The sequence below is a fragment of the Halomonas halodenitrificans DSM 735 genome, assembly GCF_000620045.1.
Classification (GTDB): Bacteria; Pseudomonadota; Gammaproteobacteria; order Pseudomonadales; family Halomonadaceae; genus Halomonas; species Halomonas halodenitrificans.
On record NZ_JHVH01000003.1, the window covers coordinates 43,385 to 68,487 of the forward strand.

31 protein-coding genes are annotated in these 25,103 nt (G+C 65.0%); 17 read left to right on the forward strand and 14 right to left on the reverse strand.

The features are described from left to right. Positions 1–4: 4 nt before the first annotated feature. Positions 5–541, reverse strand: coding sequence for a ribosome biogenesis factor YjgA (gene yjgA, locus Q358_RS0103790; protein WP_051530165.1), 537 nt, complete (start codon positions 539–541; stop codon positions 5–7). Positions 542–652: 111 nt separating this feature from the next. Here yjgA and pmbA point away from each other — a divergent pair, with 111 nt between their 5' ends. Further along, positions 653–1,993 (forward strand): metalloprotease PmbA, encoded by a 1,341-nt coding sequence (gene pmbA / locus Q358_RS0103795; RefSeq protein WP_027960830.1) that lies wholly within the window; start codon positions 653–655, stop codon positions 1,991–1,993. Here pmbA and Q358_RS0103800 read toward each other — a convergent pair. The 11 genes from Q358_RS0103800 to Q358_RS0103850 form a co-directional block, all read right to left on the reverse strand. Then, positions 1,990–2,259, reverse strand: coding sequence for an HPr family phosphocarrier protein (locus Q358_RS0103800; protein ID WP_027960831.1), 270 nt, complete (start codon positions 2,257–2,259; stop codon positions 1,990–1,992). The two genes, pmbA and Q358_RS0103800, sit on opposite strands and share 4 nt — an antisense overlap. Before the next feature lie 2 nt (positions 2,260–2,261). Beyond that, a complete protein-coding gene (gene rapZ, locus Q358_RS0103805; RefSeq protein WP_027960832.1) occupies positions 2,262–3,167 on the reverse strand; it encodes an RNase adapter RapZ in 906 nt (301 codons plus the stop codon). Between the two features lie 49 nt (positions 3,168–3,216). Beyond that, a complete protein-coding gene (gene ptsN, locus Q358_RS0103810; RefSeq protein ID WP_043487620.1) occupies positions 3,217–3,684 on the reverse strand; it encodes a PTS IIA-like nitrogen regulatory protein PtsN in 468 nt (155 codons plus the stop codon). A 7-nt stretch (positions 3,685–3,691) separates the two neighbouring features. Beyond that, positions 3,692–4,000, reverse strand: coding sequence for a ribosome hibernation-promoting factor, HPF/YfiA family (gene hpf / locus Q358_RS0103815; protein WP_027960834.1), 309 nt, complete (start codon positions 3,998–4,000; stop codon positions 3,692–3,694). A gap of 154 nt (positions 4,001–4,154) precedes the next feature. Beyond that, positions 4,155–5,567 carry an RNA polymerase factor sigma-54 gene (locus tag Q358_RS0103820; RefSeq protein WP_027960835.1) on the reverse strand — a complete coding sequence of 471 codons (1,413 nt, stop codon included), beginning with the start codon at positions 5,565–5,567 and terminating at the stop codon, positions 4,155–4,157. Between the two features lie 206 nt (positions 5,568–5,773). Further along, complete coding sequence (gene lptB / locus Q358_RS0103825) at positions 5,774–6,499, reverse strand: LPS export ABC transporter ATP-binding protein (protein WP_027960836.1); 726 nt, start codon at positions 6,497–6,499, stop codon at positions 5,774–5,776. Between the two features lie 7 nt (positions 6,500–6,506). Beyond that, positions 6,507–7,040, reverse strand: coding sequence for a lipopolysaccharide transport periplasmic protein LptA (gene lptA / locus Q358_RS0103830; RefSeq protein WP_027960837.1), 534 nt, complete (start codon positions 7,038–7,040; stop codon positions 6,507–6,509). Continuing rightward, complete coding sequence (gene lptC, locus Q358_RS0103835) at positions 7,037–7,621, reverse strand: LPS export ABC transporter periplasmic protein LptC (protein WP_027960838.1); 585 nt, start codon at positions 7,619–7,621, stop codon at positions 7,037–7,039. Before lptC ends, lptA begins: the two co-directional genes overlap by 4 nt. A gap of 4 nt (positions 7,622–7,625) precedes the next feature. Beyond that, positions 7,626–8,183, reverse strand: a complete 558-nt coding sequence (locus tag Q358_RS0103840) for a KdsC family phosphatase (protein WP_027960839.1) — start codon at positions 8,181–8,183, stop codon at positions 7,626–7,628. Between the two features lie 22 nt (positions 8,184–8,205). Continuing rightward, positions 8,206–9,195, reverse strand: a complete 990-nt coding sequence (locus tag Q358_RS0103845; RefSeq protein WP_027960840.1) for a KpsF/GutQ family sugar-phosphate isomerase — start codon at positions 9,193–9,195, stop codon at positions 8,206–8,208. Between the two features lie 32 nt (positions 9,196–9,227). Beyond that, complete coding sequence (locus Q358_RS0103850) at positions 9,228–10,184, reverse strand: calcium/sodium antiporter (protein ID WP_027960841.1); 957 nt, start codon at positions 10,182–10,184, stop codon at positions 9,228–9,230. 149 nt (positions 10,185–10,333) lie between these two features. On the opposite strand from Q358_RS0103850, the gene Q358_RS0103855 reads away from it, so the two are divergent. From Q358_RS0103855 to hisD, 9 genes are all read left to right on the forward strand, one after another. Next, positions 10,334–11,146: an ABC transporter ATP-binding protein gene (locus tag Q358_RS0103855; protein WP_043487621.1), complete on the forward strand. Its 813-nt coding sequence runs from the start codon at positions 10,334–10,336 to the stop codon at positions 11,144–11,146. Continuing rightward, complete coding sequence (mlaE, locus tag Q358_RS0103860; protein ID WP_027960843.1) at positions 11,143–11,925, forward strand: lipid asymmetry maintenance ABC transporter permease subunit MlaE; 783 nt, start codon at positions 11,143–11,145, stop codon at positions 11,923–11,925. Before Q358_RS0103855 ends, mlaE begins: the two co-directional genes overlap by 4 nt. A 36-nt stretch (positions 11,926–11,961) precedes the next feature. After that, positions 11,962–12,426: an outer membrane lipid asymmetry maintenance protein MlaD gene (gene mlaD / locus Q358_RS0103865; protein WP_027960844.1), complete on the forward strand. Its 465-nt coding sequence runs from the start codon at positions 11,962–11,964 to the stop codon at positions 12,424–12,426. A gap of 57 nt (positions 12,427–12,483) precedes the next feature. Beyond that, positions 12,484–13,122, forward strand: coding sequence for an MlaC/ttg2D family ABC transporter substrate-binding protein (locus Q358_RS0103870; RefSeq protein ID WP_027960845.1), 639 nt, complete (start codon positions 12,484–12,486; stop codon positions 13,120–13,122). Then, on the forward strand, positions 13,119–13,454 hold the full coding sequence (locus tag Q358_RS0103875; protein WP_027960846.1) for an STAS domain-containing protein: 336 nt from the start codon (positions 13,119–13,121) through the stop codon (positions 13,452–13,454). The genes Q358_RS0103870 and Q358_RS0103875 overlap by 4 nt, the downstream gene beginning before the upstream one ends. A gap of 150 nt (positions 13,455–13,604) precedes the next feature. After that, positions 13,605–13,859 (forward strand): BolA family protein, encoded by a 255-nt coding sequence (locus Q358_RS0103880; protein WP_027960847.1) that lies wholly within the window; start codon positions 13,605–13,607, stop codon positions 13,857–13,859. Between the two features lie 13 nt (positions 13,860–13,872). Next, positions 13,873–15,135: a UDP-N-acetylglucosamine 1-carboxyvinyltransferase gene (gene murA / locus Q358_RS0103885; protein WP_027960848.1), complete on the forward strand. Its 1,263-nt coding sequence runs from the start codon at positions 13,873–13,875 to the stop codon at positions 15,133–15,135. A gap of 37 nt (positions 15,136–15,172) precedes the next feature. Then, entirely contained in the window at positions 15,173–15,826 is a 654-nt protein-coding gene (gene hisG, locus Q358_RS0103890) for an ATP phosphoribosyltransferase (protein ID WP_027960849.1), read from the forward strand. A 94-nt stretch (positions 15,827–15,920) separates the two neighbouring features. Next, positions 15,921–17,240 (forward strand): histidinol dehydrogenase, encoded by a 1,320-nt coding sequence (hisD, locus tag Q358_RS0103895; protein WP_027960850.1) that lies wholly within the window; start codon positions 15,921–15,923, stop codon positions 17,238–17,240. 9 nt (positions 17,241–17,249) lie between these two features. Here the strand turns inward: hisD and Q358_RS0103900 are convergent, their stop codons facing one another. Further along, positions 17,250–18,509 (reverse strand): S1C family serine protease, encoded by a 1,260-nt coding sequence (locus Q358_RS0103900; RefSeq protein WP_027960851.1) that lies wholly within the window; start codon positions 18,507–18,509, stop codon positions 17,250–17,252. A 100-nt stretch (positions 18,510–18,609) separates the two neighbouring features. Here Q358_RS0103900 and Q358_RS0103905 point away from each other — a divergent pair, with 100 nt between their 5' ends. After that, positions 18,610–19,371 (forward strand): Nif3-like dinuclear metal center hexameric protein, encoded by a 762-nt coding sequence (locus Q358_RS0103905; RefSeq protein ID WP_027960852.1) that lies wholly within the window; start codon positions 18,610–18,612, stop codon positions 19,369–19,371. Between the two features lie 65 nt (positions 19,372–19,436). Here the strand turns inward: Q358_RS0103905 and Q358_RS0103910 are convergent, their stop codons facing one another. Then, the gene (locus tag Q358_RS0103910) at positions 19,437–19,886 is read right to left on the reverse strand and encodes a Z-ring associated ZapG family protein (RefSeq protein ID WP_027960853.1); all 450 of its coding nucleotides are present in this window, start codon (positions 19,884–19,886) and stop codon (positions 19,437–19,439) included. Positions 19,887–20,091: 205 nt separating this feature from the next. Between Q358_RS0103910 and zapE the strand changes: the two genes are divergently transcribed. The 6 genes from zapE (at position 20,092) to Q358_RS0103940 (ending at position 25,101) form a co-directional block, all read left to right on the forward strand. After that, positions 20,092–21,261, forward strand: a complete 1,170-nt coding sequence (gene zapE / locus Q358_RS0103915; RefSeq protein ID WP_027960854.1) for a cell division protein ZapE — start codon at positions 20,092–20,094, stop codon at positions 21,259–21,261. Positions 21,262–21,426: 165 nt separating this feature from the next. Further along, positions 21,427–21,855 (forward strand): 50S ribosomal protein L13, encoded by a 429-nt coding sequence (rplM, locus tag Q358_RS0103920; protein ID WP_027960855.1) that lies wholly within the window; start codon positions 21,427–21,429, stop codon positions 21,853–21,855. Between the two features lie 13 nt (positions 21,856–21,868). Continuing rightward, on the forward strand, positions 21,869–22,258 hold the full coding sequence (rpsI, locus tag Q358_RS0103925; RefSeq protein WP_027960856.1) for a 30S ribosomal protein S9: 390 nt from the start codon (positions 21,869–21,871) through the stop codon (positions 22,256–22,258). Positions 22,259–22,475: 217 nt separating this feature from the next. Beyond that, positions 22,476–23,075 carry a ubiquinol-cytochrome c reductase iron-sulfur subunit gene (gene petA, locus Q358_RS0103930; protein ID WP_027960857.1) on the forward strand — a complete coding sequence of 200 codons (600 nt, stop codon included), beginning with the start codon at positions 22,476–22,478 and terminating at the stop codon, positions 23,073–23,075. Further along, positions 23,075–24,334 carry a cytochrome b gene (locus Q358_RS0103935; protein ID WP_027960858.1) on the forward strand — a complete coding sequence of 420 codons (1,260 nt, stop codon included), beginning with the start codon at positions 23,075–23,077 and terminating at the stop codon, positions 24,332–24,334. Before petA ends, Q358_RS0103935 begins: the two co-directional genes overlap by 1 nt. After that, positions 24,334–25,101, forward strand: a complete 768-nt coding sequence (locus Q358_RS0103940) for a cytochrome c1 (protein WP_027960859.1) — start codon at positions 24,334–24,336, stop codon at positions 25,099–25,101. Before Q358_RS0103935 ends, Q358_RS0103940 begins: the two co-directional genes overlap by 1 nt. The last annotated feature ends 2 nt before the right edge of the window (positions 25,102–25,103 follow it).

Below are 25,103 nucleotides of genomic sequence, written 5' to 3' on the forward strand. Positions count from 1 at the left end.
GGCGTTAGAGGCCGGCCATCTCGCGGATCAGCTTGAACAGCTTGCGGGCGCTGGCCGGGGGCTTGCCCTTCGCATGCTCGCGCCGGGCGTTGCGGATCAGCTGGCGCAGGGCCTGGCGATCGGCATCGGGATAGTCGGCAATGAAGGCCTCCACCGCCGGGTCGCCTTCGTCGACGAGGCGGTCACGCCACGTCTCGAGACGGTGAAAGGCGTGGTCGCGGCGCAGTGTTTCCTGCTCGATTTCGTCATGGACGTCGCGGATGGCCGCGAGGTCCTCGCGGCGCATCAGCTTGCCGATATACTGCATGTGCCGGCGGCGCCCCTCGTGGGAGCGAATGCGCGAGGTCTCCTCCACGGCGGCGAGCATATCGTCGGAGAGGGGAAAGCGCGCCCGCTCACCGGGCGTCATGGCGATGACCTGTTCGCCCAGGGTCTGCAGTGCCTGCATCTCCCGCTTGAGCTGGGACTTGCTGGGGCGTTCGTCGTTGTCCGGCTGCTGAAGGATCTGATCGAGCAGTTCGCGGGGAGATTCCTGGGACATGCCGCTTCCATTGGTTGAGGCTGGGTGTCCCGACAGTATACCAGCCTGTTACATCAGGCTGAGAATGAACATTACAGGCGTGGCCAGCAGGCCCGCCGAAGGAGGATACAGATGACTCAGGCTTTCGATGCCGCTACCCAGCAGGCTCAGCTGGAGCACCGTTCCCGACAGGCCCTGGAACTGGCTCGGAGGCTGGGGGCCGATGCCTGTGAAGTGGGTGCCAGCGTCGACCAGGGTGTCGACGTCAGTGTCCGCGAGGGGGAGGTCGAGACCGTCGAGCTCTCACGGGACCAGGGCATCGCGGTGACCGTCTATCTCGGCAAGCGCAAGGGGAGTGCCTCGTCCACCGATGCCGGAGAGGCCTCCATTCGCGCCGTGGTCGAGAAGGCCATCGCCATCGCCCGTTACACCGGCGAGGATGCCGCCGCCGGATTGGCCGACGCCGAGCTGATGGCCACCCATCTGCCCGACCTGAAGGCGCATCACCCCTGGCCCCTGACCACCGAAGAGGCGATCGACCTGGCCCTGGCCTGCGAGGCGGCCGGGCGCGGCAAGGCGGGAATCAAGAGTTCGGACGGGGCCTCGCTGTCCAGCGGCGAGGGGGTGAGGGTCTATGCCAATAGCCACGGCTTTCTGGGTAGCCAGCGCGGCAGCCGCCATTCCCTCTCCTGCATGCTGATCGCCGAAGACGCCGCCGGCATGCAGCGCGACTATGATTTTACCAGTGCCCGGGACCCCCGCGATCTATGGGCGCCCGAGCGCGTCGGCGAGCGTGCCGCCGAGAAGACCCTGCGCCGTCTCGGTGCTCGGCGCCCGGCCACCGGACGGATGCCGGTTCTCTTCGACTCGAATCTTGCCGCCGGGCTGGTCGGTTCACTGATGGGGGCCATCGCCGGCGGTGCGCTGTTTCGGCAGTCCTCCTTTCTCTGCGACCGCCTGGGCGACGCCCTCTTCCCGGAGTGGTTCGGCCTTCAGGAGAGACCCATGGAGATCGGCGCCATGGCCAGCTCGCCCTTCGATAATGACGGCGTGCAGACGCGTGACAATGTGTTTATCGACAAGGGGCGTCTGTCCAGCTACATGCTCTCCGCCTACAGCGCGAGGCGCCTGGGCATGTCGACCACCGCCAATGCCGGGGGCGCGCGTAACCTGCGGATCACGGCGCCGCTGGCATCCCGTGATGAGCTGCTCGAGCGCATGGGCCGCGGGGTCCTGGTGACCGAGCTGATGGGGCAGGGGGTCAATGGCGTTACCGGCGACTACTCGCGCGGTGCTGCCGGGTTCTGGGTAGAGAACGGCAAGATCCAGCATCCGGTGGAGGAGTTCACCATCGCCGGCAACCTGGAAACCATGTTCCGGGGACTCGCCGGCGTGGGCAGTGATATCGACACCCGCGGCAGTATCCACACCGGTAGCTGGCTGATCGACGAGATGACCGTGGCCGGCGGTTAGTCGTCTTCCTCGAAGCGGGACTCGAAGAGCGCCTGAATGGCTTCGAGGGCCGCTTCGGCGTCGCTGCCATCGGCGCTGACGGTGAGCTCGGTGCCGCAGGGGGCGGCCAGCATCAGCAGTGACATGATGTTGTCGGCGTCACCCTGCCGGTCACCATTGGCCACGCGGACTCGGGCGGCGAAGGGCTGGCAGCACTGTACCAGCTTGGTGGCGGCGCGGGCATGGAGCCCGCGCTTGTTGGAAAGGGTCAGCTTGCGTTGCGGCACGCTCAACGTCCTTGATGAGGTATGTCGTCGGGGGCGGGAAGGGTGTCCTGGGTGCCCAGTTCGCGGTGGCGCAGGCGGACATGGCGCCGGCTCTGGGCCAGCTGCGTTGCCAGGCGCTCGGCGAGATAGACGGAGCGATGCTGTCCGCCGGTGCAGCCGATGGCCACGGTGAGATAGCTGCGATGGCTGGCGGCATAGCTGGGCAGCCAGCGCGTCAGCCAGGCATGAATATCCGCGAGCATTGCCTGTACCAGAGGGTAGTCCTCGAGAAAGGCAATGACCTCCGGGTCCTGGCCGGTAAAGGGCCTCAGGCGTGGGTCCCAGTAAGGGTTGGGCAGACAGCGGGCATCGAATACCAGGTCGGCATCCAGGGGCACGCCGCGCTTGAAACCGAAGGATTCCACGGTCAGCGTCAACTGTTCGGGACGATGCCCCGCTACCTGGTCGGCGATACGACCGCGCAGGTCATGTACCGACAGGCGTGAGGTATCGATCACCAGGTCCGCCAGGTCGCGGATCTCGGCCAGTGCCTGCTCCTCGGAATCGATCGCCTCGGCGAGGGTCATCTCGCTATCCCGGGTCAGCGGATGGCGCCGTCGCGTGGCGGAATAGCGTTCGATCAGGATGCGGGCATCGGTGGTCAGGTAGATCACCCGACAGTCGATGCCGCGTTCACGAACCTCCTCGAGCAGGCTGGGGAAGCGTTTCAGGGCCTGGGGCAGGTTGCGGGCATCGACGCTGACGGCGATGGAGGAGCGCTGGGACTCGGGGTTGCCGAGTTCGTCCACCAGCGAGCCCAGCAACATGGCCGGCAGGTTGTCGATGGCATAATAACCGAGATCCTCCAGTGCCTGCAGGGCGATCGACTTGCCCGAGCCGGAACGGCCGCTGATGATCACGAGCTGCATGGGGGTCTCCTGGTCATTCCGTGGGGCCGAGTGAGCGGCATGGCGTCACTCAGCCCTGTCGTCGAACGGCCTCGATAAGGCTCTCGTGAAGGTCGCGCTGGCTCGAACTACGCCGCAGGCGAGTGCGCGTACCGACGTCGTTCATGATACCCGCCAGTTGCGCCAGTAGAGTCAGGTGGGCGGCATCGGCTTCTTCGGGAACCAGCAGCACGAATACCAGGTCGACGGGCTCGCCATCGATGGCATCGAAGTCTATCGGCTCGGATAACTTGAGAAAGCCGGCGATGGGCGTCTTGCAATGGGGGCTACGGGCATGGGGAATGGCCACGCCATTGCCGATGCCGGTACTACCGAGTCGTTCACGGGCAATCAGCCGCGCGAAGACTTCCTGGCTGTCGAGGCTGGGCGTGTTCTGGGCAATAAAGGTGCTGAAGAATTCCAGCACCCGTTTCTTGCTCCCCCCGGGCACGTCGAAGAGCGTGCGCTCGGGGGGCAGGATGGTTTCGAGAGACGCCATCGTTGACTTAGCGGGCACCGGCGCCCTGGGCGCGGGCCTGGGCCTTTTCCTTGTGCTTCACCAGCTGTCGGTCCAGCTTGTCGGCGAGCGCGTCGATGGCGGCATACATGTCGGTTTCTTGAGCCTCGGCGTGCAGGTCGGCGCCGGCGGCGTGCATGGTGCAAGCGGCAGACTGACGCTCCTTCTCTACTGACAGGATCACCTGCACGGTGGTGATATTGTCGTAGTGGCGCTCCACGCGGGTCAGCTTCTCGTTGACATAGTCACGCAGGGCATCGGTCAGTTCCACATGATGGCCGGTGATATTCACTTGCATGACACGCTCCTTGCTCGTTGATGGTGATTCGATTGTAACCCTTTTTCCTGCCTTGCATACCCCCTGACGACTCCCGGGGGTGACATCCTGGCCGACCGGTACGTCCGGGGCTCTCCTTCGGCTCGGTGGTGCATCACGGTCCGGAACGTTCCGGTCAGCGCAGTCGCTTGCGCTCACTGGAGGAGGGGATGCCCATGGCCTCGCGATACTTGGCGATCGTCCGCCTGGCTACCGGGATGCCGGCCTCGTCGAGGAGGGTGACCAGGCGGCTGTCGGATAGGGGTTTGCGGGGAGGCTCTTCCTGGATCAGCTTGCGAATACGGGCCCGGATGGCGGTGCTGGAATGGGCGTCGGCCTCGCCTTCCCCGCCGACATGGCTGGAGAAGAAGAACTTGAGCTCGAAGACGCCGCGGGGCGTGTGAATGAACTTCTGGGTGGTAACCCGCGAGATGGTGGATTCATGCATCTCTATCGCCTGGGCGATATCGGCCAGAACCAGCGGCTTCATGGCTTCCTCACCCTGCTCCAGGAAGTCGAGCTGACGTGCCATGATCTCGCGACCGACCCTCAGCAGAGTGTCGTTGCGGCTGGTCAGGCTCTTCATCAGCCAGCGCGCCTCCTGGAGATGTTCCTTGAGGAACTGGTTGTCATCGCTCTTGTCGGCGCGACGGACCAGTGCCGCGTAATCGGGTTGAATGCGCAGGCGGGGGAGAGCCTCGGGGTTGAGCTCGACATGCCAGCCTCGGTGATCACGATAGGCCACCAGGTCGGGGATCACATAGTGATCGGACTGGCTGGAGAAGGCGCTGCCGGGGCGCGGGTCCAGGCGGTGCACCAGGGCGATGGTCGCGTCGAGCGCGGTATCATCCAGCCCCAGGCGACGCTTGAGCAGTCGGCGGTCATCGCCGGCCAGGGCTTCGAGAAACTGGCGGGCCAGGCGCCGAGCCTGGGGCAGGTACGGCGTATCATCGGGGAGGAGGGCGAGCTGTAGCAGCAGGCACTCGCTCAGGTCGCGGGCGAAGATACCGGTGGGCTCGAACTGCTGCAGGCGCTGCAGTATTCGCTCCATCTCCCGGCAATGCAGGTCGGTCAGCCCCTGCTGCCTGAGTCCGTCTTGAATGTCGTCGAGGGGAATGGCGAGGTAGCCGGCATCGCTCACTGCATCGATCAGGCTCTCGGCGATCTGTCGCTCCCGTGGCCCAAGATCGCTCATTGCCAGCTGCCAGGTGAGATGGCCCTGCAGGCTCTGCCCCTCTGCCTGGCGTTCGAAGTCGGGGCCTTCGCCGCCGGCGGGTGCTCCCAGGTCCTGGTAGGTGTCTGACCAGTCGCTGTCGGTGGCAAGCTGTTCGGGGATCTCGCTCGGCCAGTCGTCATCGGCCTGCTGCAGGGTGGCTTGCTCGCCGAAGTCGTCGTCGAGTTCGAGCAGCGGGTTGCTTTCCACGGCCTGCTGGACTTCCTGGCGTAGGTCCAGGGTGGAGAGCTGCAGCAGCGCAATGGCTTGTTGTAGCTGAGGCGTCATGGTCAGCTGAGTGCCGACCCGCAGCTGCAGAGATGGCTTCATGACCATGTTGGGCGTTCTCCTGGCGTAGCGTGACACCACACCCTAGCCTCTGGCGTGACGTCGCGCAATGCGGGTTAAGCAACAATCATGCCACTCTCGCGATGACCATGCCATTCAGGCAAGGGTCGATGCCGTTGGCGAGGGACGTCGCATCATCCCGATGCTCGTGACGTTATCCGAGTGTGAGGGAAGCGTCGTGCCGCCGGAGGTCGTCAGAGTCGGAAGTCCTCGCCCAGGTAGACCTCGCGGACCTTCTGGTTGGCCAGGATCGCCTCGGCGCCGCCCTCGGCGATGATCTTGCCGTTGCCGACGATGTAGGCGGTGTCGCAGATGTCGAGGGTCTCGCGGACGTTGTGGTCGGTGATCAGGACCCCGATATCGCGTGCCTTCAGTTGGCGGATGACGCCCTTGATCTCGCCCACGGAGATCGGGTCGACCCCGGCGAAAGGTTCGTCGAGGAGGATGAAGGCGGGCTCGGTTGCCAGGGCCCTGGCGATCTCCACCCGGCGGCGTTCGCCGCCGGAGAGGCTCATCCCCGGGTTGTCACGGATATGGGTGACATGGAACTCCTCGAGCAGCTGTTCGAGTCTCGCTCGACGGCCGTTACGGTCGAGGTCGCGACGGGTCTCGAGAATCGCCATGATGTTGTCGGCCACCGACAGCTTGCGAAAGATCGATGCCTCCTGGGGCAGGTAGCCGATTCCCGCCCGGGCTCTCTCGTGCATGGCGGCATTGGAGAGGTCCTGCTCGTCGATGGACACCGAGCCGGCGTCGGCGCGCACCAGCCCCACGATCATGTAGAAGGAGGTGGTCTTGCCGGCGCCGTTGGGGCCCAGGAGGCCGACGATGCTGCCTTGGCGGATCGACAGGCCGATGTCCTGGACCACGCGGCGTCGCTTGTAGCTCTTGGCGAGGTGGCGGGCGTGAAGGGTCTTCATGGCTCCCCTACTGTTGCTCTGGCTGGAGGGTCATGCGGATGCGCTGGCTGCCTTCGACGCCCTCGGCATCGGCGCGGGCCTGGACCACGCGGCGATCGAGGAAGTACTCCAGGTAGCCGCCCTCGAAGGTGTCGCCTCCCTGATGGAGTTCGGCGCGGTCGATCAGCTCCACGCGTCGCTCGGCCACATGGTAGACGATGGTGCGCCCCCAGCCCTTGATGACCGGCTCGGCGGGGTCGGGTTGCTGTTCCAGGTAGGCGCGGTCGCCGGTTGCGGTCGCCAGGGAAAGCTCGCCGGCGGCATTGCGTCGTATCTCGACGCGGTTGCCGGTCAGGCGCATGCTGCCCTGGCGGATATCCACATTGCCGGTATAGACGGCGGTGCCGGCGCGATCATCGAGGTCGAGGCGATCCGCCTCCACCAGGATGGGGGCGTTGGCATCCTGTTGTTGAGACGAGTCCTGGGCCTGGCTCGCCGGGGCGACCGCCAGCAGTGCCAGCAGGAGTCCACAGGCGAGGCGGGGAAGGTGGGGGCGCTTCATGGAGAAGACTCCTCGAGTGTCTCGGGCGGGTGGTGGCCACGAACATTGTCGGTCAGGCGTGCTCGGTTGTCATTGAGCCAGGCGTCGAAGCGATCGCCACTCATGCGCTGGGGCGGCTGGCGCAGCGTGGCAGGGGTCGTGCTCCAGGCGTGGCCGGTGTCGGCATCGTAGTGCAGCGCCTGGGTCTCGAGCTCCCAGCGCTCGGCGGGGGCGTCCAGGCGGGCGTTGCCATCGAGGCTCAGCGGGTTGCCGCCGGGCCCCAGGGTTCCCTTGTCGGCCTCGGCGAGCCAGAGTCGCCCGGCATCATCATGGAGCCTGATGCGTGGTGCCTCCAGGCGCGTCACATCATCCTCGGGGGTATGCGTCAGGCGTGGTGTGGTCACCCGCTGGTGAGGGCGTCCCTCGGCGTCATAGCGGGTGAGGCGGGCGGACTCGAGATAGAAGTCGGGCTCGCCAACGGTGGCGCCCGGCGCCTGTCCGGGGGTGCCGGATTCATGGAGGTCAAGCAGCGCCAGGCCTGCGCCCAGTGCCAGCAGCAGCAGAGCCAGCCAGGTACGAAAACCGGGGCGCGGCAGTGCCATGATATCAGCCGGCCCCGTGCAGGTAGGTATCGACGACCGCGTCCCAGTGGCCCTGGGAGCGCAGCAGGGTGTCGGCGATCTCTCGAACAGCGCCCTGGCCACCGCCTCGCTCGGTGACCCAGTCCGCGTGCTTCTGGATATAGGTCGGGGCGTTGGGCACGCTGATGCCTACGGCGGCGCGGCGAATGGCGCCGACATCGGGCATGTCATCGCCGCAGTAGGCCACCTGGTCGAACTCCAGCCCCAGGCGTGAGGTGAGTTCCCGCAGGACCGGCAGCTTCTTCTCGATACCCTGAAAGACATGGGAAATGCCCAGGGCGGCCGCGCGGTGAGTGACCGTGGGCGACTCGCGGCCGGTGATCAGCGCTACCTGGATCCCGGCCCGCTTGAGCAGCTTCAGCCCGTGGCCGTCCTGAACGTTGAACGCCTTGATCTCGATGCCGTCGGCCTGAAAGTAGAGCTGGCCATCGGTGAGTACGCCGTCGACGTCCAGTGCGAGCAGGCGAATCCGGCGCAGGCGGGCGTTGAGCTGGGGGTCCTGAAGGGGCGAGGTGTGGGGCATGGAGGGCTCCTCGTTGTTGAGATCAGATCACGCCGCTGGCGAGCAGGTCGTGCATATGCAGGGCGCCCACCGGGCGGCCTTCGGTGTCGGCCACGGCCAGGGCAGAGATGCGGTGGTCTTCCATCAGGCTTACCGCTTCGGCGGCGAGGGTCTCCGGAGAGGTTCGCTTGCCTGGGCAGGTCATCACGTCGTCCACGACCAGGCCGCTGAGGTCACTATGCTGGTCCAGGGTGCGGCGCAGGTCGCCGTCGGTATAGACCCCGGCGAGGCGGCCGTCGGGTGCCACCACGCAGGTGAAACCGAGGCCCTGGCGAGTGATTTCCAGCAGGGCATCGCGAAGCGGGCTTCCCAGAGGCACCCGGGGCAGTCTGCTGCCGCTGTGCATGAGGTCGCTGACTCGGAGGAGCAGGCGCTTGCCCAGGCTGCCGCCGGGGTGGGAGAGGGCGAAATCCTCGGCGGTGAAGCCCCGCGACTCGAGCAGGGCCACGGCCAGGGCATCGCCCATGGCCAGGGCGGCGGTGGTCGACGCCGTCGGCGCCAGATCGAGGGGGCAGGCCTCGCGCTCGACGCCGGTGTCGAGGTGTGCCTCGGCGTGGCGTGCCAGGCTCGAGGTGGGGCGCCCGGTCATGCTGATGAGGGGGACCTTCATGCGCTTGAGCAGTGGCAGCAGGGCCGTCACCTCGGCGGTTTCTCCGGAGTTGGAGAGTGCCAGCACGACGTCGCCGGGGGTGATCATGCCCAGGTCGCCGTGGCTGGCCTCGCCGGGATGAACGAAGAAGGCCGGTGTGCCGGTGCTGGCAAGTGTGGCGGCGATCTTGCCCGCGACATGGCCGGACTTGCCCATGCCGGTCACCACCAGGCGGCCGCGGCAGGCCAGGGCCAGCTCGCAGGCGCGGTCGAAGGCGTCGTCGAGGCGCGCCACCAGCGCGCCGATGGCGTGTTGCTCGAGGCGCAGGGTGCGTCGGGCACTGTCACGAAGGGCCGAGCCGGCCGAAGGAGTATCGGATGTCATGGCGTCGATTGTTGCCTGTTGCGAGTCTCGACTCAAGCGCCGCTGCCCAGGCTGGTCATGCCGAGCCAGGCCAGGTAGCCGGCATAGGCAGCGGCCAGGGCCATTCCCGGGAGTCGGCCGAGATGATTGCGGCGGTGCCAGAGCAGCATGGCGCCCAGGGCCAGGGTGAGCAGCAGCAGCACGGGGTAGTCGCGCTCGCCGGCGGCGGAATCAATCGCTCCCGGCGCAAGCAGTCCGGGCACCGGCAGCACGGCCAGAAGATTAAAGAGGTTGGAGCCGATCACGTTGCCGATGGCCAGGTCATGATGGCGCCTGAGGGCGCTGGCCACACAGGCCGTCAATTCGGGAAGGCTGGTGCCGATGGCCACGATGGTCAGGCCGATGGTCAGCTCGCTGATTCCCATGCCGCGGGCGATCTCGCTGGCCCCCCATACCAGTCCGCGAGAGCCGGCCACCATCACGGCGAGCGTTACCACCAGCCACAGCAGGGCGCGAGGCAGCAGCATGTCCGGGATGTCGCCTGCTACGGCCTCTTCGGCGTCCGGGGTGTCGGCGCGAAACAGCCACCACAGGCTGAATACCAGCAAGGCGATAAGCAGGGCGGCGTCCAGGCGGCCCAGGTGGCCATTGGCCAGGGTATATCCGGCGAGGCCGGTGGCGCCCAGCAGCAGGGGCAGCTCCCGGCGCACCATGGAAAAGCGTACCGGGATCGGCACGACGACTGCGGTGATGCCCAGCACCAGACCGATATTGGCGATGTTGGATCCCAGGGCATTGCCGGTGGCCAGGTCGGGAATGCCGTCGAGAGAGGCCATCAGCGATACCACGATCTCCGGCGCCGAGGTGCCCAGGGCGACGATGGTCATGCCGACCAGCATGGTGCTCATGCCTGCGCGGCGCGCCGTGGCGGCGGCCGCGCCGACGAAGTGGTCGGCGCTCCACAGCAGGGCGACAAGACCGAGCAGTACGGCAATAAGGGGTAACAGCATGGGACGACTCACTCAGGCGGTCAGTGTCGGAAAGGCCGCTATTAAACGTGTTGACCGGATAGGGTGCAACCCATGGACGGCGGCGGGCTGGTACCTGGTGGGGTGGTTAGGATACGATGTTCGTTAATTTTACAGGTATGGTTGAGCCGATGAGTGACACTCCCTTCGTGGCGGTGGAGGGGCTGCATTTCGTGCGTGGCGACAAGGAAATTTTTCGCGGCGTCGATATGACGATCCAGCGTGGTGGCGTTACCGCCATCATGGGCCCCAGCGGTAGCGGCAAGACCACCTTGCTCAAGCTGATCGGCGGCCAGCTCACTCCGGATGCGGGACGAGTGCTGATCGACGGCCAGGACGTGCACCGCCAATCCCGGCGGGCCCTCTTCACCATGCGTCGGCGCATGGGCATGCTCTTCCAGAGCGGGGCACTGTTCTCGGATTTGAGCGTCTTCGAGAATGTGGCTTTCCCGCTGCGAGTGCATACCGATCTGCCCGAGGCCATGGTCCGTGACCTGGTACTGATGAAACTCGAGGCGGTGGGCCTGCGTGGCGCCCGGGGGCTGATGCCCTCGGAGCTTTCCGGTGGCATGGCACGCCGGGTGGCGCTCGCCAGGGCCGTTGCCCTGGATCCCGAGCTGATCCTCTATGACGAGCCGTTCGTCGGTCAGGATCCGATCTCCATGGGCGTGCTGGTACAGCTGATCAAGCGCCTTAACCAGGCCCTGGGGCTGACGTCCATCGTGGTCTCCCACGATATCAAGGAAACCCTGTCCATCGCCGATTACGTCTACGTCATCGCCGATGGCCGGGTGATGGCCCATGGCACGCCGGAGAGCCTCGATGTGGATCAGGACCCTCGAGTCAGCCAGTTTGTCCACGGCGAGCCGGATGGCCCCGTGCCGTTTCATTATCCGGCCATGGACTTCGTCAGCGATATGCTAAGTACCGGAGACCCACGATGATCCAGCGAATTCGTCGCCTGGGAGGCCGGGGTTGTGATCTGCTCGAGTCTCTGGGGCGGGCCAGCATCTTCCTGATGCAGTCCGCCATGGGGATGCCGAGTCGCGAAGGGCTCTACCTCTGGCTGCGCCAGATGCACTTCATCGGCGTGCTGTCATTGGCCATCGTGCTCGTCTCGGGGCTCTTCATCGGCATGGTATTGTCGCTGCAGGGCTATACCATTCTGGTCGATTTCGGTGCCGAGGATGCGTTGGGGCAGATGGTGGCACTCTCCCTGCTGCGAGAGCTGGCCCCGGTGGTGGCGGCACTGTTGTTTGCCGGGCGTGCCGGATCGGCGCTCACCGCCGAAATCGGGCTGATGAAGGCTACCGAGCAGTTGACCAGCATGGAGATGATCGGCGTTGATCCGCTGCGTCGAGTGGTGGCGCCGCGGCTATGGGCAGGCTTCGTGGCTCTCCCCCTGCTGACGGTGGGGTTCGGCGTCGTCGGCATCTACGGTGGCTATCTGGTGGGAGTCGACTGGCTGGGGGTCTTCGAGGGCTCTTACTGGTCCAACATGCAGGCCAGCGTTGACTTCGTCGATGACGTGGGGAACGGCATCATCAAGAGTCTCGTGTTCGCCCTGGTGGTGACCTGGATTGCCGTATTCCAGGGCTATGACCTGGTGCCGACGTCGGAAGGTATCTCGCGGGCCACCACCCGTACCGTGGTTTATTCCTCGCTGGCCGTGCTTGGCCTCGATTTCGTGCTGACCGCCGTGATGTTCGGCGGTCTCGCCTGAGCGGCAAGCGATTGCCCAGATGTGTGGAGATTCTAGATGAAGCGCAGTAAAACCATGGAGCTGGGGGTGGGGCTGTTCATGCTCGCCGGCATCCTCGGCATGGTATTTCTTGGCCTGCGGGTCAGTGGCATGACAATGCAGGCGCCCAGCGATACCTTTCGCCTGGAGGCCAACTTCGCCAATATCGGTGGCCTGAAGTCGCGGGCGCGAGTGACCATGGCCGGTGTTACCGTCGGGCGAGTGGTGGCTATCGAGCTCGATACCGACTGGTACGATGCCCGAGTCGTCCTCGAGATCGATGACGAGCTGGAAGGGCAGCTGTCCCGGGATACCACGGCGTCGATTCTGACCTCGGGGCTCCTCGGCGAGCAGTATGTGGGGCTTACCGTGGGCGGTGATCCCGAGCCTCTGGCCGATGGCGATACCCTCCGGGATACCCAGTCGGCCCTGGTACTCGAAGAACTCATTCAGCAATTTGTGTCAAACATGGTCAGCGACTAAGACGCTGGCCGTCTGGTGCTGTCTGCCTCTTACTGATTCCGACATGGAGACGTTGCCATGAACCGTATTCCACTGGCCCTGGTGACCCTGGTGCTGAGCCTGATGATCAGTCTGACCGTCCAGGCGGCGCCCGAGCGCAGCCCCGACGAGGTGATTCGCCACAGCGTCGAAACGTTGACCGGCAAGATCGAGGGCCGGCGCGATCACTTCGCCCAGAACATGCCCGAACTCGAGGCGCTCGTGGATGACAGCCTCGAAAATATTGCCGATTTCCGTTATATCGGGGCCAGCGTGATGGGGCGTTACTTCGCCAATGCCACGCCCCGGCAGCGCTCGCGTTTCGTCGATACCTTCCGCCAGACCCTGATCGATACCTATGCCAAGGGACTGGTCACCTTCGACTACCGTGAACTGCGCGTGCTCGATGGTCAGCGAGAGAGACGCCATGAAGACCAGGCCAGTGTCGATATGGAAGTGGTAGCCAAGGACGGTACCGTTTATCCGGTGAGCTACTCGCTGCGTCTCGCCGATGGTGATTGGCGTGTGGTCAACGTCATCGTGAATGGCATCAATCTGGGGCTGACTTTCCGCAACCAGTTCGACCAGGCGATGCGCAACCATGGGCGTGACTATGATGCCGTCATCGATGGCTGGTCGCCCGATGTCGGCGTCGATGAGTTGGAGCAGGGGGCATGAGCCAGCTGCTTAGGCGTGATGGCCTCCGCCTGGAGGCCGCTGCTCAATGCCTGATGGTTTCCGGTAAGGTAGGCTTTGACCGTGCTGCCGAGCTCGCCGATGCAGGGAGTCGCTGGCTCGCGGAGCACCCGTCGGGGGAGGTCGTCAGCTTTGATCTGAGCGGTGTCGCGGACGTGAGTACGGCGGCACTCTCGGTGTTGCTGGAGTGGGCCCGCGCGGCCCGGCGTGCCGGGCTGACCCTCGAGCGGGTGTCCCTCTCTCCGGCGCTGACACCCCTGACCGATCTGGCCGGTCTCGAGCGCCTGCTCCCCCTCGAGGCGGCGGGCGACTAGCTCGGCTGGCGGGGCGATCGCCAAGCGGGAGGCTTTTCATTACCATGGGGTCTCCATGTCGGCCGTCGACAGGAGGCGCATCCGTCGTCGACCCCGACGTTGATCACCGTTTCAGTACGACATTCAGTACTACATAAGGAGTGCCTGACCATGCAACCCAATGACGTCAAGGGGCTGCTCGAGTCGCGTATCGATGACTGCGAGTTCCATATTCAGGGCGAGGGCTGCAACTTCCAGGTGGTCGCCGTGGGCGAACGCTTTGCGGGGCTGTCACCGGTGAAGCGTCAGCAGTTGATCTATGGCGCGCTGTCCGACGAGATCGCATCCGGCGCGCTGCATGCAGTAAGCATCAAGACCTATACCCCGGCGCAGTGGCAAGGTGCGCCGGAGAATTCCGGCGCCTGAGACCCCAGCCCCCATGGACAAGTTGATCATTACCGGCAATGGGCCGGTCGACGGCGAGGTCTGGGCCAGTGGCGCCAAGAATGCCGCCCTGCCTATTCTCTGCGCCTGCCTGCTGGCCGACGAGCCGGTCACCATCGGTAATCTACCGCATCTGCAGGACATCACGACGACCCTGGAGCTGCTCGGCCATCTCGGGGTGGAACCGGTGATGGGCGAGAAGATGACCATTCAGCTCGATGGAGCCCAGGTGGCGCACTGTGATGCGCCCTACGAGCTGGTCAAGAAGATGCGTGCCTCCATTCTGGTGCTGGGGCCGCTGCTGGCTCACTTCGGCCACGCCGATGTGTCCCTGCCGGGGGGCTGCGCCATCGGCTCGCGCCCGGTGGACCTGCACCTGCGCGGCCTGGAAGCCATGGGGGCGGAAGTTCGCGTCGAGGGCGGTTATATTCGCGCCCGCGTGGACGGCAGGCTGAAGGGGGCGACCATCTTCTTCGATACCGTTACCGTCACCGGCACCGAGAACCTGCTGATGGCGGCGGCCCTGGCCGACGGCACCACGGTGCTCGAGAACGCCGCCCGGGAGCCCGAGGTGGTCGACCTGGCGGAGCTGCTGATCAAGATGGGGGCCAATGTTCGTGGCCACGGCACCGACACCATTACCGTCGAGGGCGTGCCGCGCCTGCATGGCGCCTACCATGACGTGATGCCCGACCGCATCGAGACCGGGACCTTCCTGGTTGCCGCGGCATTGTCGCGGGGGCGCGTCAAGGTGCGTCGTACCCGTGCCGACATTCTCGAGGCGGTGCTGGCCAAGCTCGAGGAGGCCGGTGCCGAGATCACCACCGGCGATGACTGGATTGCCTTGGACATGCACGGCAAGCGCCCGCGGCCGGTGAATATTCGTACCGCCCCCTACCCGGCCTTTCCGACCGATATGCAGGCCCAGTTCGTGGCCATGAACGCGGTGGCCGAGGGCAGTTCCCGGGTGGTGGAAACCATCTTCGAGAACCGCTTCATGCACGTCCAGGAGCTCAATCGCATGGGGGCGCAGATCGCCCTGGAGGGCAATACCGCGGTGATCGAGGGGGTCGAACGGCTCTCCGGTGCCCCGGTGATGGCCACCGATCTGCGTGCTTCCGCGTCGCTGGTGATCGTGGCAATGATGGCCGAGGGGGAAACCCTGGTCGACCGCATCTATCATATCGATCGCGGCTATGAGTGCATCGAGGAGAAGCTGCAACTGCTGGGCGCACGCATCCGTCGTGTGCCGGGCTAGCCTCTATCTTGATCAATGAGATGACCAAGGCGAAAGCATGAGCAAACAACTGATCGTGGCCCTTTCCAAGGGCCGTATCCTCGACGAGACCCTGCCGCTGCTGGCCGATGCCGGCGTCGAGCCGCTAGAGGACCTGGGCAAGAGCCGCAAGCTGCTGTTCGACACCAACCTGCCCGATGTCAAGCTGGTGGTCATTCGGGCCACGGATGTGCCGACCTATGTGCAGCTGGGGGCCGCCGACCTGGGGGTGGCGGGCAAGGATGTGCTTCTCGAGCATGGCGCCGAGGGGCTCTATGAGCCGTTGGACCTCGAGATCGCCCGCTGCAAGCTGATGACCGCAGGAGTTCGCGGCGCCGAGCCGGCACTCGCCAGGCGTCGGGTGGCCACCAAGTTCGTCAATATCGCCCGGCGCTGGTATGCCCAACAGGGCATCCAGGCCGAGGTCATCAAGCTTTACGGCGCCATGGAGCTGGCGCCGTTGATGAACCTGGCCGACGAGATCGTGGATATCGTCGATACCGGTAACACCCTGCGTGCCAACGGGATGGAGCCTGGTGAGCTGATTGCGTCTATCTCCACCCGCCTGGTGGTCAACAAGGCGGCAATGACCATGAAGCATGCGCGCATCAAGCCGCTGCTCGAGCGCCTCGAGCAAGCGGTCGCCGCTCGCCGTGAAGGCGTTGCCGGCTGAGCCGTGTGCCGACTGAGGTGCCTGCCGACAGACTCGACCAGCCCGATACCAACAGGCCCGATACCAACAGGCCCGACACCATAGAGATGCAGCCATGACCGAGACCAACGCCTCTTCCGGAATCTCCCGCCTCGCCACGACCGATGCCGATTTTGCGGCGCGGCTTGATCATCTGCTGGCCTGGGAAGGGGTCTCGGATGGTGAGGTTCAGGCGCGCGTCAGCGAGATCCTCGAGGCGGTCAAGGGACGTGGCGATGCGGCCCTGGTGGAGGCCAGCAACCGCTTCGATCGCCTCTCGGCGGCGAGCATGGTGGAGTTGACCCTGACGGCGCCTCGCCTGCGCCGCGCCTATGAAGAGCTGCCCGTCGAGCAGCGCGAGGCGCTGGCCCAGGCGGCCGAGCGCATTCGGCTATACCACCAGCGTCAGAAGCCCGAGTCCTGGCAATATACCGAGAAGGACGGCACCGTCCTCGGCCAGCAGGTCATGCCGCTGGATCGTGCCGGCATCTATGTGCCGGGGGGCAAGGCGGCCTATCCCTCGTCGGTGCTGATGAATGCGATTCCCGCTCATGTGGCCGGTGTCCGCGAGATCATCATGGTGGTGCCCACGCCGGATGGCGTGCTCAACGAGCTGGTACTGGCCGCCGCCCACCTTGCCGGGGTCGACAGGGTGTTCACGGTGGGCGGCGCCCAGGCCATCGCCGCCCTGGCCTACGGTACCGAGACAGTGCCGCGGGTCGACAAGATCGTCGGGCCGGGCAATATCTACGTGGCGACCGCCAAGCGGGCGGTCTTCGGGCAGGTAGGCATCGACATGATCGCCGGGCCTTCGGAGATCCTGGTGGTGTCGGATGGCGAGACAGACCCCGACTGGCTGGCCATGGACCTCTTTTCCCAGGCCGAGCATGACGAGGATGCCCAGGCCATTCTGGTCGGCTGGAACGACGAGCACCTGGATGCCGTGGAGGCGGCCATCGACCGGCTGCTTCCGACCCTGGAGCGTCATGAGATCGTGCGGGAATCGCTCTCTCGGCGGGGGGCGCTGATCCGTTGCCGCGATCGAGCCGAGGCGATCACGCTGATCAACCGCATCGCCCCCGAGCATCTCGAACTTTCCGTGGCCGGCCCAGAGGAGTGGCTGCCCGAGGTACGCCACGCCGGCGCCATCTTCATGGGGCGCTATACCGCCGAGGCGCTGGGTGATTACTGTGCCGGGCCCAACCACGTCCTGCCCACTTCGGGAACCGCGCGCTTCTCGTCGCCCCTGGGTGTCTATGACTTCCAGAAGCGCTCATCGATCATCAACTGCTCGGATGACGGGGCGTCGACCCTGGGCAGGGTGGCATCGGTGCTGGCCCGCGGCGAGTCACTGACGGCCCACGCGCGCAGCGCCGAGTACCGTATCAAGGCGTGACAGGAGCCGCTATTCGGGACTCTGGAGTTCGGGGGAGGGGCGCTCGCCGACCTCGACTACCAGCTCCAGTTCCTTGCCCCCGCGAACCACGGTGAGGGGCAGGCTGTCGCCGGGCTCCACCGCCGCGATATCGGACATCGTCTCCCGGGCATCGAGGATCTGGCGGCCATCGATCGAGAGCAGCACGTCGCCGGGCCGCAGGCCGGCTTGATCGGCCGGTCCCCCCGGCACGACGCCGGCGATGATGACGCCACGCAGTGCCTGGAGGCCGAAGGAAGCGGCGAGTTCGGGGTTGAGCTCCTGGGCTTCCACCCCCAGCCAGCCGCGGATCACCCGCCCCTGGGTGACCAGCTCCTCGAGGATATTGCGCGCCAGGTTGGCGGGGATGGCGAAGCCGACGCCCTGGGAGCCGCCGGAGCGTGAAAAGATGGCGGTATTGATCCCGACCATGGCGCCTTCGGGGCTGATCAGTGCGCCCCCTGAGTTGCCGGGGTTGATGGCGGCGTCGGTCTGGATGAAGTCCTCGTAGGCGTTGAGCCCCAGGTGGCTGCGTCCGGTGGCGCTGATGATGCCCATGGTGACGGTCTGGCCGACGCCGAAAGGGTTGCCGATGGCCAGGGCGACATCGCCGATGGCCACCTGGGTGGAGTCTGCCAGCTCGATGACCGGCAACTCATCGAGCTCGATGCGCAGCACGGCGAGGTCACTCTCCGGGTCGGTGCCGATGACCTTGGCCAGGGTTTCGCGGCCGTCGCGCAGGGCAACCTGAATCTGGTCGGCGCCGCTGATGACATGATGGTTGGTCAGCACATAGCCCTCGTCACTGACGATGACCCCCGAACCGAGGCTCGAGAGCATCCGCTGGCGGGCCGGCATGTCATCGCCGAAGAACTGGCGGAAGAAGGGGTCCGACATCAGCGGGTGCTGGTCGCTGTCGACGACTCGAGACGAGTAGATATTGACGACGGCAGGGGCGGCGCGCTCCACCGCGGCGGCGTAGCTGGCGGGGCCCTGTTCCCGGGAGAGTGGTGGCGCCTCTTGCAGCTCCGGTGCTGGGCGCTCGATGGTGTCGCGAGACTCCATCACGTCGGGGGAAACCGCCAGGGGTTCGCGTTGGACCGCAGTGGGGGCGTTTGCCGACGAGTCGGGCGCTTGACGTCCGGATAGCTGCGGGAACGCATTGAGCAGTGCCACGGCGAGCAGGGCCCCGACCAGAACAGGCAGCAGGTAGGGGGCAAGAGAGCGAAGGCGCGGCAATCGATACGACATGCGGAGCTCGGTCCTTGTCTGGGCGGTCGTCGGAGCTGGGTGGTGGCGGTTACAATCGGCGCATGGTAACACCTTCATTCGACCCCGTCCGGAGGAGACGATGGCACATCGCGATACGTTGGTAACGGCCTGCGAGCGCAAGCTGCAGGCGGGACGCTTTAACGACTATACCGTCAATGGTCTGCAGGTGGAGGGGCGAGAGGACGTCACGAGGGTGCTCAGCGGCGTCACCGCCAGCCAGGCGCTGCTCGATGAGGCGGTCGCCTGGGGCGCCGACCTGGTGCTGGTGCATCACGGCTATTTCTGGAAGAACGAGCCGGTGGCAGTGACCGGCATGAAGCGCCGGCGGCTGCGGACCCTGCTGGCTAATGATATCAATCTGCTGGCTTATCATCTGCCGCTGGATGCCCACGCCGAGCTGGGCAACAATGCCGAGCTGGCACGGCGGCTGGGTTTCACGGCACAAGGCTGTGTCGATGGCGAGCCGGGGGAGGGGCTCCTGTGGCTAGGGGCGCCGCCATCGAGGATGCCGGCCCAGGCGCTCGCCACTCACGTCGGTGAATGTCTGGGGCGAGAGACGCTGCTGGTCGAGGCTCCCGGCAGGGGGGATGTTCAGCGCGTGGCCTGGTGTACCGGCGGCGCCCAGGACATGATTGCCGCGGCCTGGGAGGCGGGGGCCGATGCCTTCATTTCCGGAGAAATCTCCGAGCGTACCACCCACCTGGCCCGTGAGCTGGGTATTCACTACCTGTGTGCCGGCCATCACGCCACCGAGCGCGACGGCGTTCGGGCGCTGGGCGACTGGCTGGCCACGGAGTTCGCCCTCGAGCATCGCTTCGTGGATATCGATAACCCGGCCTGAGGCCATGAACGCCGACGCCCCGCTCGTGGAGCGGGGCGTCGGGAGCCGGCCTGGCGTATGTCGATTCAGTAGCGAGGTGTTTCGGGCTCCTGGTTATCGGACTCCTTGAGGCCGAAGTCCTCGGACAGGGTTCCGCCGGAGCCGTCGGCGTAGTCCCTGGGGGTCGGCACCGCCTCGTCTTCGGATCCGTCGGAAGAGGGCGCGGCCGCGTCCACGGCCAGGCCGCGGCGGCTCTGGGTGTGTCCGCCGAGGGCGGCAGCATCCGCGGCCAGGCGGGCGGTTAGCGCCTCTCCGCTGTGGCGCAGCGCCTCGGTCAGGCGGCCGACTTCATCGAAGTGCTCGTCCAGGCCGTCACGCAGGGCCGAAAGCTCCCTGTCGCGCTCGGCGAGGCGCTGGCGAAGGCGCTGCCTGCCGTCGGCACCGGCATTGAGAAGGTGGTAGCCCAAGGCCCCCAGGCCGATGCCGGCCAGCAGGCAAGCGACGGCCAGAATCCAGTTGATGTTGCTCTCGTCCACGTCGATCTCCCTGCGGCGATGAACGATCCAGCGGCCGGCGTTACGGCGGGCGGATCCTGTGTTGGGGCAATCGCCCCGGCGCGCACCATTATAGAGCCGAGCGTGGGCCGTGGGTCAACGCGCGGCGTCGGCGGCGATGCGCTTCGTGGTTCAGATGCGTATAATGTGGCGCCTGTCGAAGCCGAAACAGGCCACTAACGTCCCCATGAGCGCCGCAAACCGAGACACTCGTCCGACCCCCATGGCCCGCTACCATGCCGACCTGGAGCGCGATGACTTCCAGTATGACGCCGCCCAGGCCCAGGCCGTCGAACACCTGCAGCGCCTCTATGACGACCTGCTTGCCAAGCCTTCGCCACCCTCGCGGGACGCCTCTCCCGGCAGCGGGCTGGCGTCTCGTGTCGCGGGGCTGTTCGGCAAGCGGGCGCCCCGTGAACCCGATGAGCCGGTGGTGCCGTCGATCCGTGGGCTCTACTTCTGGGGCGGCGTCGGGCGCGGCAAGACCTACCTGGTCGATGCCTTCTATGAGTCTCTGCCTTTTCCCGAGAAGATGCGTACCCATTTCCATCGCTTCATGCAGCGGGTGCACAACGAACTCGAGCACTACAAGGGTGAGCGAAACCCGCTGCGGCTGATTGCCGCCAAGTTTGCCGCCGAGGCCAGAGTGATCTGCTTCGATGAGTTCTTCGTCAAGGACATCACCGATGCCATGATCCTGGCCAACCTCCTCGAGGCGCTGTTCGAGCGGGGAGTGGTGCTGGTGGCGACCTCCAATATCGTGCCCGGGGAACTCTACAAGGATGGTCTTCAGCGGGCGCGCTTCCTGCCGGCCATCGACCTGCTGGAGCGCCACTGCGAGGTGGTCAATGTCGACTCGGGGATCGACTATCGGCTGCGTGCTCTCCAGCGCGCCGAGATCTTTCATTCGCCGTTGGACGAGGCCGCCGAGGCCGAGCTGGCGCGAAGCTTCCGCGAGATTGCCGGTCAGGATGGCGAGGCCGATGTGCCGCTCGAGGTCAACCACCGCATGCTCCATGCCCGTCGACTCCACGACGATGTGGTGTGGTTCGAGTTCATGGAACTCTGCGATGGACCGCGCAGCCAGAACGACTACATCGAACTGGCGCGGGAGTTTCACGCCGTGCTCGTCTCCAATGTGACGCGAATGAACGGGGCCACCGATGACCAGGCCCGGCGCTTTATCAATATGGTCGACGAGTTTTACGATCGCGGGGTCAAGCTGCTGATGTCCGCCGAGGTGCCCGCCGAGCGGCTTTATCGAGACGGGCGGCTCGAGTTCGAGTTCCAGAGGACGCTGTCGCGGCTGCAGGAGATGCAGTCTCGGGAATACCTGGCGCTTCCCCGCAGGCCCTGACCGGGCTTTGCCCGGCGCTTACGTTGCGCACCGGGCCCGCCTTCGTGTAGACTTCGCGCGCTCTACTCGTTGTCCTCGCCCGCCGGGGACAACCAAGAAGAATAGGGACGGTTCCATGTCGGTCCGCCGACGGCAGAACCCAACACACTTGATTGGTGAGATTTCATGAAGACGTTCACTGCCAAACCGCAGTCCGTCGAGCGCGACTGGTACGTCGTCGACGCCACGGACAAGACGCTCGGTCGTCTGGCCACAGAGATTGCCCGTCGCCTGCGTGGCAAGCACAAGCCCGAATTTACCCCGCACGTTGATGCTGGCGACTATATCGTCGTGATCAATGCCGAAAAGGTGAAGGTTACCGGTAACAAGGCCAAGGCCAAGACCTACTATCGCCACACCGGCTATCCCGGTGGCCTGCGTTCCATGACCTTCGACAAGATGCTCGACCACGCTCCCGAGCGTATCATCGAGAGCGCCGTGAAGGGCATGCTGCCCAAGGGTCCCCTGGGGCGCGCCATGTATACCAAGCTCAAGGTCTACGCCGGTGCCGAACATCCGCACGCCGCCCAGCAGCCGCAAGAACTGAACATCTGAGGGAATCTTCGCCATGACACAGCAATATTACGGTACCGGGCGCCGCAAGACCTCTACGGCCCGTGTTTTCCTGAAGCCGGGCACCGGCAAGATCACCGTCAACAGCCGTGAGCTGGACCAGTATTTCGGACGCGTCACCGGCCGCATGGTGGTGCGCCAGCCGCTCGAGCTGACCGATACCCTGGGTCAGTTCGATGTCTACGTGACGGTCAAGGGTGGCGGTGGTTCCGCCCAGGCCGGCGCGATCCGTCACGGCATCACGCGTGCCCTGATGGCCTACAACGAAGACTTCCGTGCGCCGCTGCGCGAAGCGGGCTACGTGACCCGTGACGCACGTGAGGTCGAGCGTAAGAAGATCGGCCTGCGCAAGGCGCGTCGCCGTCCGCAGTTCTCCAAGCGCTGATCGTCAGCCGCCTTGGAGTACGCAGCGCCCGGGTTCGTTAACCCGGGCGTTTCTTGTTCTGGGTCAACGATTTGTGTGCGTTATGCTGCCTTGGTCAGGGTCCTTTTCCTTGTGCGCGGCGGCTTGATTTCTTAACATGTACCGCATTTAGTGTCCGTGTTCGCGGGGATGATACCTGCGATAGGTCAACGGGTAAGCTGATGGGAGAAACCTTGAAATGGCAGATAACGGCGTGAACAAGGGTCGGCGCCGTTTCCTCGTGGGTGCTACCACCGTGGTTGGTGGGGTTGGTGCCGTCGGGGTTGCGGTCCCCTTTGTGGCTTCCTGGCAGCCGAGTGCCAGGGCGAGAGCGGCGGGTGCGCCGGTTCAGGCGGATGTGTCCAAGCTGGAGCCCGGGCAGCGCATGACAGTGGAGTGGCGTGGCAAGCCGGTATGGATTGTCAACCGGACCCCGGAGATGATCGAGAGGATCGAAGGCTTCGATGAGTCGCGGCTTGCCGATCCTGCGTCAGAGGTCCCGCAGCAGCCGGCCTATATCGACGGCTCCCTGCGTTCCATCAAGCGGGAGATCGGCGTGCTGATCGGCATCTGTACCCATCTGGGCTGTTCGCCGCTATACCGTCCCGAGCCGGATGCGGATGATGTTGGCACCGACGACTGGCCCGGCGGCTACTTCTGCCCCTGTCACGGCTCGCGCTTCGACCTGGCGGGTCGAGTGTTTCGTAACGTGCCGGCTCCCACCAATCTGGAGGTGCCGCCTTACCGCTTCGAGTCTGACGATATCATCGTCGTCGGCGAAGATGAGGAGACTGCCTGATGGGTAATCCGAACAAGGCGATGGCGGACAAGGGGATCATGCGCTGGGTGGATGAGCGTTTCCCCGCGACGCAGATGTGGCAGGAACACCTGTCGAAGTATTACGCCCCCAAGAACTTCAACTTCTGGTATTTCTTCGGTTCACTGGCGATGCTGGTGCTGGTCAACCAGATCCTTACCGGCATCTGGTTGACCATGAGCTACAATCCCTCCGCCGAGGGTGCCTTCGCCTCGGTCGAGTACATCATGCGTGATGTGGAGTGGGGGTGGCTGATCCGCTATCTGCACTCAACCGGTGCCACGGCCTTCTTCGTGGTGGTCTATCTGCACATGTTCCGCGGCCTGCTCTACGGCTCCTACAAGGCCCCTCGTGAGCTGGTGTGGATCTTCGGCATGGCGATCTATCTGGCGTTGATGGCCGAGGCCTTCATGGGCTATCTGCTGCCCTGGGGGCAGATGTCCTACTGGGGGGCTCAGGTGATCATCTCGCTGTTCTCCGCCATCCCGGTCATCGGTCCCGACCTGACCCAGTGGGTGCGGGGCGACTTCCTGATCTCGGGGATTACCCTCAACCGCTTCTTTGCACTCCACGTGGTGGCGCTGCCTATCGTGATTCTGGCGCTGGTGGTGCTGCATATCATTGCCCTGCATGAGGTCGGCTCCAACAACCCCGACGGCATCGATATCAAGAAGAAGAAGGACGAGACCGGCAAGCCGCTGGACGGCATTCCCTTCCATCCGTATTACACGGTGAAGGATGTCGTCGGCGTGGCCGTCTTCCTGTTCGTGTTTGCCGTGGTGATCTTCTACTTCCCCGAGGGGGGTGGCTATTTCCTCGAGAAACCGAACTTCGAGCCCGCCAACCCGCTGAAGACGCCCGACCATATTGCGCCTGTCTGGTACTTCACGCCCTTCTACGCAATACTGCGTGCCATCAACTTCTCCGTATTCGGACTCGATGCGAAGTTCCTCGGCGTGATCTTCATGGGGGCGGCCATCGCGGTGCTCTTCGTGTTGCCCTGGCTCGACCGCAGTGCGGTGCGCTCCATTCGCTACAAGGGCTGGATTTCCAAGGTGATGCTGGTGCTGTTCGCGGTCAGCTTTATCGTCCTCGGGGTCCTGGGGGTGTTGCCGACGACCGATGGCCGCACCGTCGTTGCCCAACTATGTACCGCCGTCTACTTTGCCTTCTTCCTGTTGATGCCGATCTATACGCGGCTGGAGAAGACCAAACCCGTTCCGGAGAGGGTGACTGGCTAATGAAAAAGCAACTGTTCGCACTGCTCCTCGCGCTGGTGCCCTTCACGGCCATGGCCGCCGGAGGTGCAAGCGTCCCGTACTCCATGACGCCCGACCTCGATGACAAGGCGTCGTTGCAGCGTGGCATGCAGCTCTATACCAACTATTGCATGGGCTGCCATTCTTTGGAGCACCAGCGCTTCGCGCGTGCCGCCGACGATTTGAACATGCCCCAGGACCTGGTGGAGGAGAATCTGATCTTCTCCTCGGATCTGGCCTTTAACGACCAGATGCATATCGCCATGGGCGAGGGCGATGCCGAGGCCTGGTTCGGTGCGGCACCGCCCGACCTGACCCTGGAATCGCGCCTGCGGGGTACCGACTGGATCTACTCCTACCTGCTCTCGTTCTACAAGGATCCGAGCACCGGTACCGGTGTGAATAATGCCGTGTTCGATCTGGTGTCCATGCCCAACGTGCTCGAGCCGTTGCAGGGCGTCCAGGAGATGGTATGCGCCGAGACCGACCGCCCGGTAGAGGGTGCCGAGCTCGATCCGCTGACCGGCAAGTACCAGTCCTGTGACGTGCTGCAGGTGACTCAGCCGGGTGAGCTGGAGCCGGATGAGTTCGAGGAGGCGGTCTACGACCTGACCAACTTCCTGGCCTATGTCGGTGAGCCATCCAAGCTTCAGGCTCAGGCCCTGGCGCCCAAGGTGTTGATCTTCATCTTCATCTTCGGTGTCATAGCCTACCTGCTCAAGCGCGAGTACTGGCGCGACATCCACTGACC

Excerpts from the sequence above, each read along its gene's own strand:
- yjgA (WP_051530165.1), bottom strand. The coding sequence starts at position 541 with ATGTCCCAGGAATCTCCCCGCGAACTGCTCGATCAGATCCTTCAGCAG.
- pmbA (WP_027960830.1), top strand. The coding sequence starts at position 653 with ATGACTCAGGCTTTCGATGCCGCTACCCAGCAGGCTCAGCTGGAGCAC.
- rapZ (WP_027960832.1), bottom strand. The coding sequence starts at position 3,167 with ATGCAGCTCGTGATCATCAGCGGCCGTTCCGGCTCGGGCAAGTCGATC.
- ptsN (WP_043487620.1), bottom strand. The coding sequence starts at position 3,684 with ATGGCGTCTCTCGAAACCATCCTGCCCCCCGAGCGCACGCTCTTCGAC.
- hpf (WP_027960834.1), bottom strand. The coding sequence starts at position 4,000 with ATGCAAGTGAATATCACCGGCCATCATGTGGAACTGACCGATGCCCTG.
- Q358_RS0103820 (WP_027960835.1), bottom strand. The coding sequence starts at position 5,567 with ATGGTCATGAAGCCATCTCTGCAGCTGCGGGTCGGCACTCAGCTGACC.
- lptB (WP_027960836.1), bottom strand. The coding sequence starts at position 6,499 with ATGAAGACCCTTCACGCCCGCCACCTCGCCAAGAGCTACAAGCGACGC.
- lptA (WP_027960837.1), bottom strand. The coding sequence starts at position 7,040 with ATGAAGCGCCCCCACCTTCCCCGCCTCGCCTGTGGACTCCTGCTGGCA.
- lptC (WP_027960838.1), bottom strand. The coding sequence starts at position 7,621 with ATGGCACTGCCGCGCCCCGGTTTTCGTACCTGGCTGGCTCTGCTGCTG.
- Q358_RS0103840 (WP_027960839.1), bottom strand. The coding sequence starts at position 8,183 with ATGCCCCACACCTCGCCCCTTCAGGACCCCCAGCTCAACGCCCGCCTG.
- Q358_RS0103845 (WP_027960840.1), bottom strand. The coding sequence starts at position 9,195 with ATGACATCCGATACTCCTTCGGCCGGCTCGGCCCTTCGTGACAGTGCC.
- Q358_RS0103850 (WP_027960841.1), bottom strand. The coding sequence starts at position 10,184 with ATGCTGTTACCCCTTATTGCCGTACTGCTCGGTCTTGTCGCCCTGCTG.
- Q358_RS0103855 (WP_043487621.1), top strand. The coding sequence starts at position 10,334 with ATGAGTGACACTCCCTTCGTGGCGGTGGAGGGGCTGCATTTCGTGCGT.
- mlaE (WP_027960843.1), top strand. The coding sequence starts at position 11,143 with ATGATCCAGCGAATTCGTCGCCTGGGAGGCCGGGGTTGTGATCTGCTC.
- mlaD (WP_027960844.1), top strand. The coding sequence starts at position 11,962 with ATGAAGCGCAGTAAAACCATGGAGCTGGGGGTGGGGCTGTTCATGCTC.
- Q358_RS0103870 (WP_027960845.1), top strand. The coding sequence starts at position 12,484 with ATGAACCGTATTCCACTGGCCCTGGTGACCCTGGTGCTGAGCCTGATG.
- Q358_RS0103875 (WP_027960846.1), top strand. The coding sequence starts at position 13,119 with ATGAGCCAGCTGCTTAGGCGTGATGGCCTCCGCCTGGAGGCCGCTGCT.
- Q358_RS0103880 (WP_027960847.1), top strand. The coding sequence starts at position 13,605 with ATGCAACCCAATGACGTCAAGGGGCTGCTCGAGTCGCGTATCGATGAC.
- murA (WP_027960848.1), top strand. The coding sequence starts at position 13,873 with ATGGACAAGTTGATCATTACCGGCAATGGGCCGGTCGACGGCGAGGTC.
- hisG (WP_027960849.1), top strand. The coding sequence starts at position 15,173 with ATGAGCAAACAACTGATCGTGGCCCTTTCCAAGGGCCGTATCCTCGAC.
- hisD (WP_027960850.1), top strand. The coding sequence starts at position 15,921 with ATGACCGAGACCAACGCCTCTTCCGGAATCTCCCGCCTCGCCACGACC.
- Q358_RS0103900 (WP_027960851.1), bottom strand. The coding sequence starts at position 18,509 with ATGTCGTATCGATTGCCGCGCCTTCGCTCTCTTGCCCCCTACCTGCTG.
- Q358_RS0103905 (WP_027960852.1), top strand. The coding sequence starts at position 18,610 with ATGGCACATCGCGATACGTTGGTAACGGCCTGCGAGCGCAAGCTGCAG.
- zapE (WP_027960854.1), top strand. The coding sequence starts at position 20,092 with ATGAGCGCCGCAAACCGAGACACTCGTCCGACCCCCATGGCCCGCTAC.
- rplM (WP_027960855.1), top strand. The coding sequence starts at position 21,427 with ATGAAGACGTTCACTGCCAAACCGCAGTCCGTCGAGCGCGACTGGTAC.
- rpsI (WP_027960856.1), top strand. The coding sequence starts at position 21,869 with ATGACACAGCAATATTACGGTACCGGGCGCCGCAAGACCTCTACGGCC.
- petA (WP_027960857.1), top strand. The coding sequence starts at position 22,476 with ATGGCAGATAACGGCGTGAACAAGGGTCGGCGCCGTTTCCTCGTGGGT.
- Q358_RS0103935 (WP_027960858.1), top strand. The coding sequence starts at position 23,075 with ATGGGTAATCCGAACAAGGCGATGGCGGACAAGGGGATCATGCGCTGG.
- Q358_RS0103940 (WP_027960859.1), top strand. The coding sequence starts at position 24,334 with ATGAAAAAGCAACTGTTCGCACTGCTCCTCGCGCTGGTGCCCTTCACG.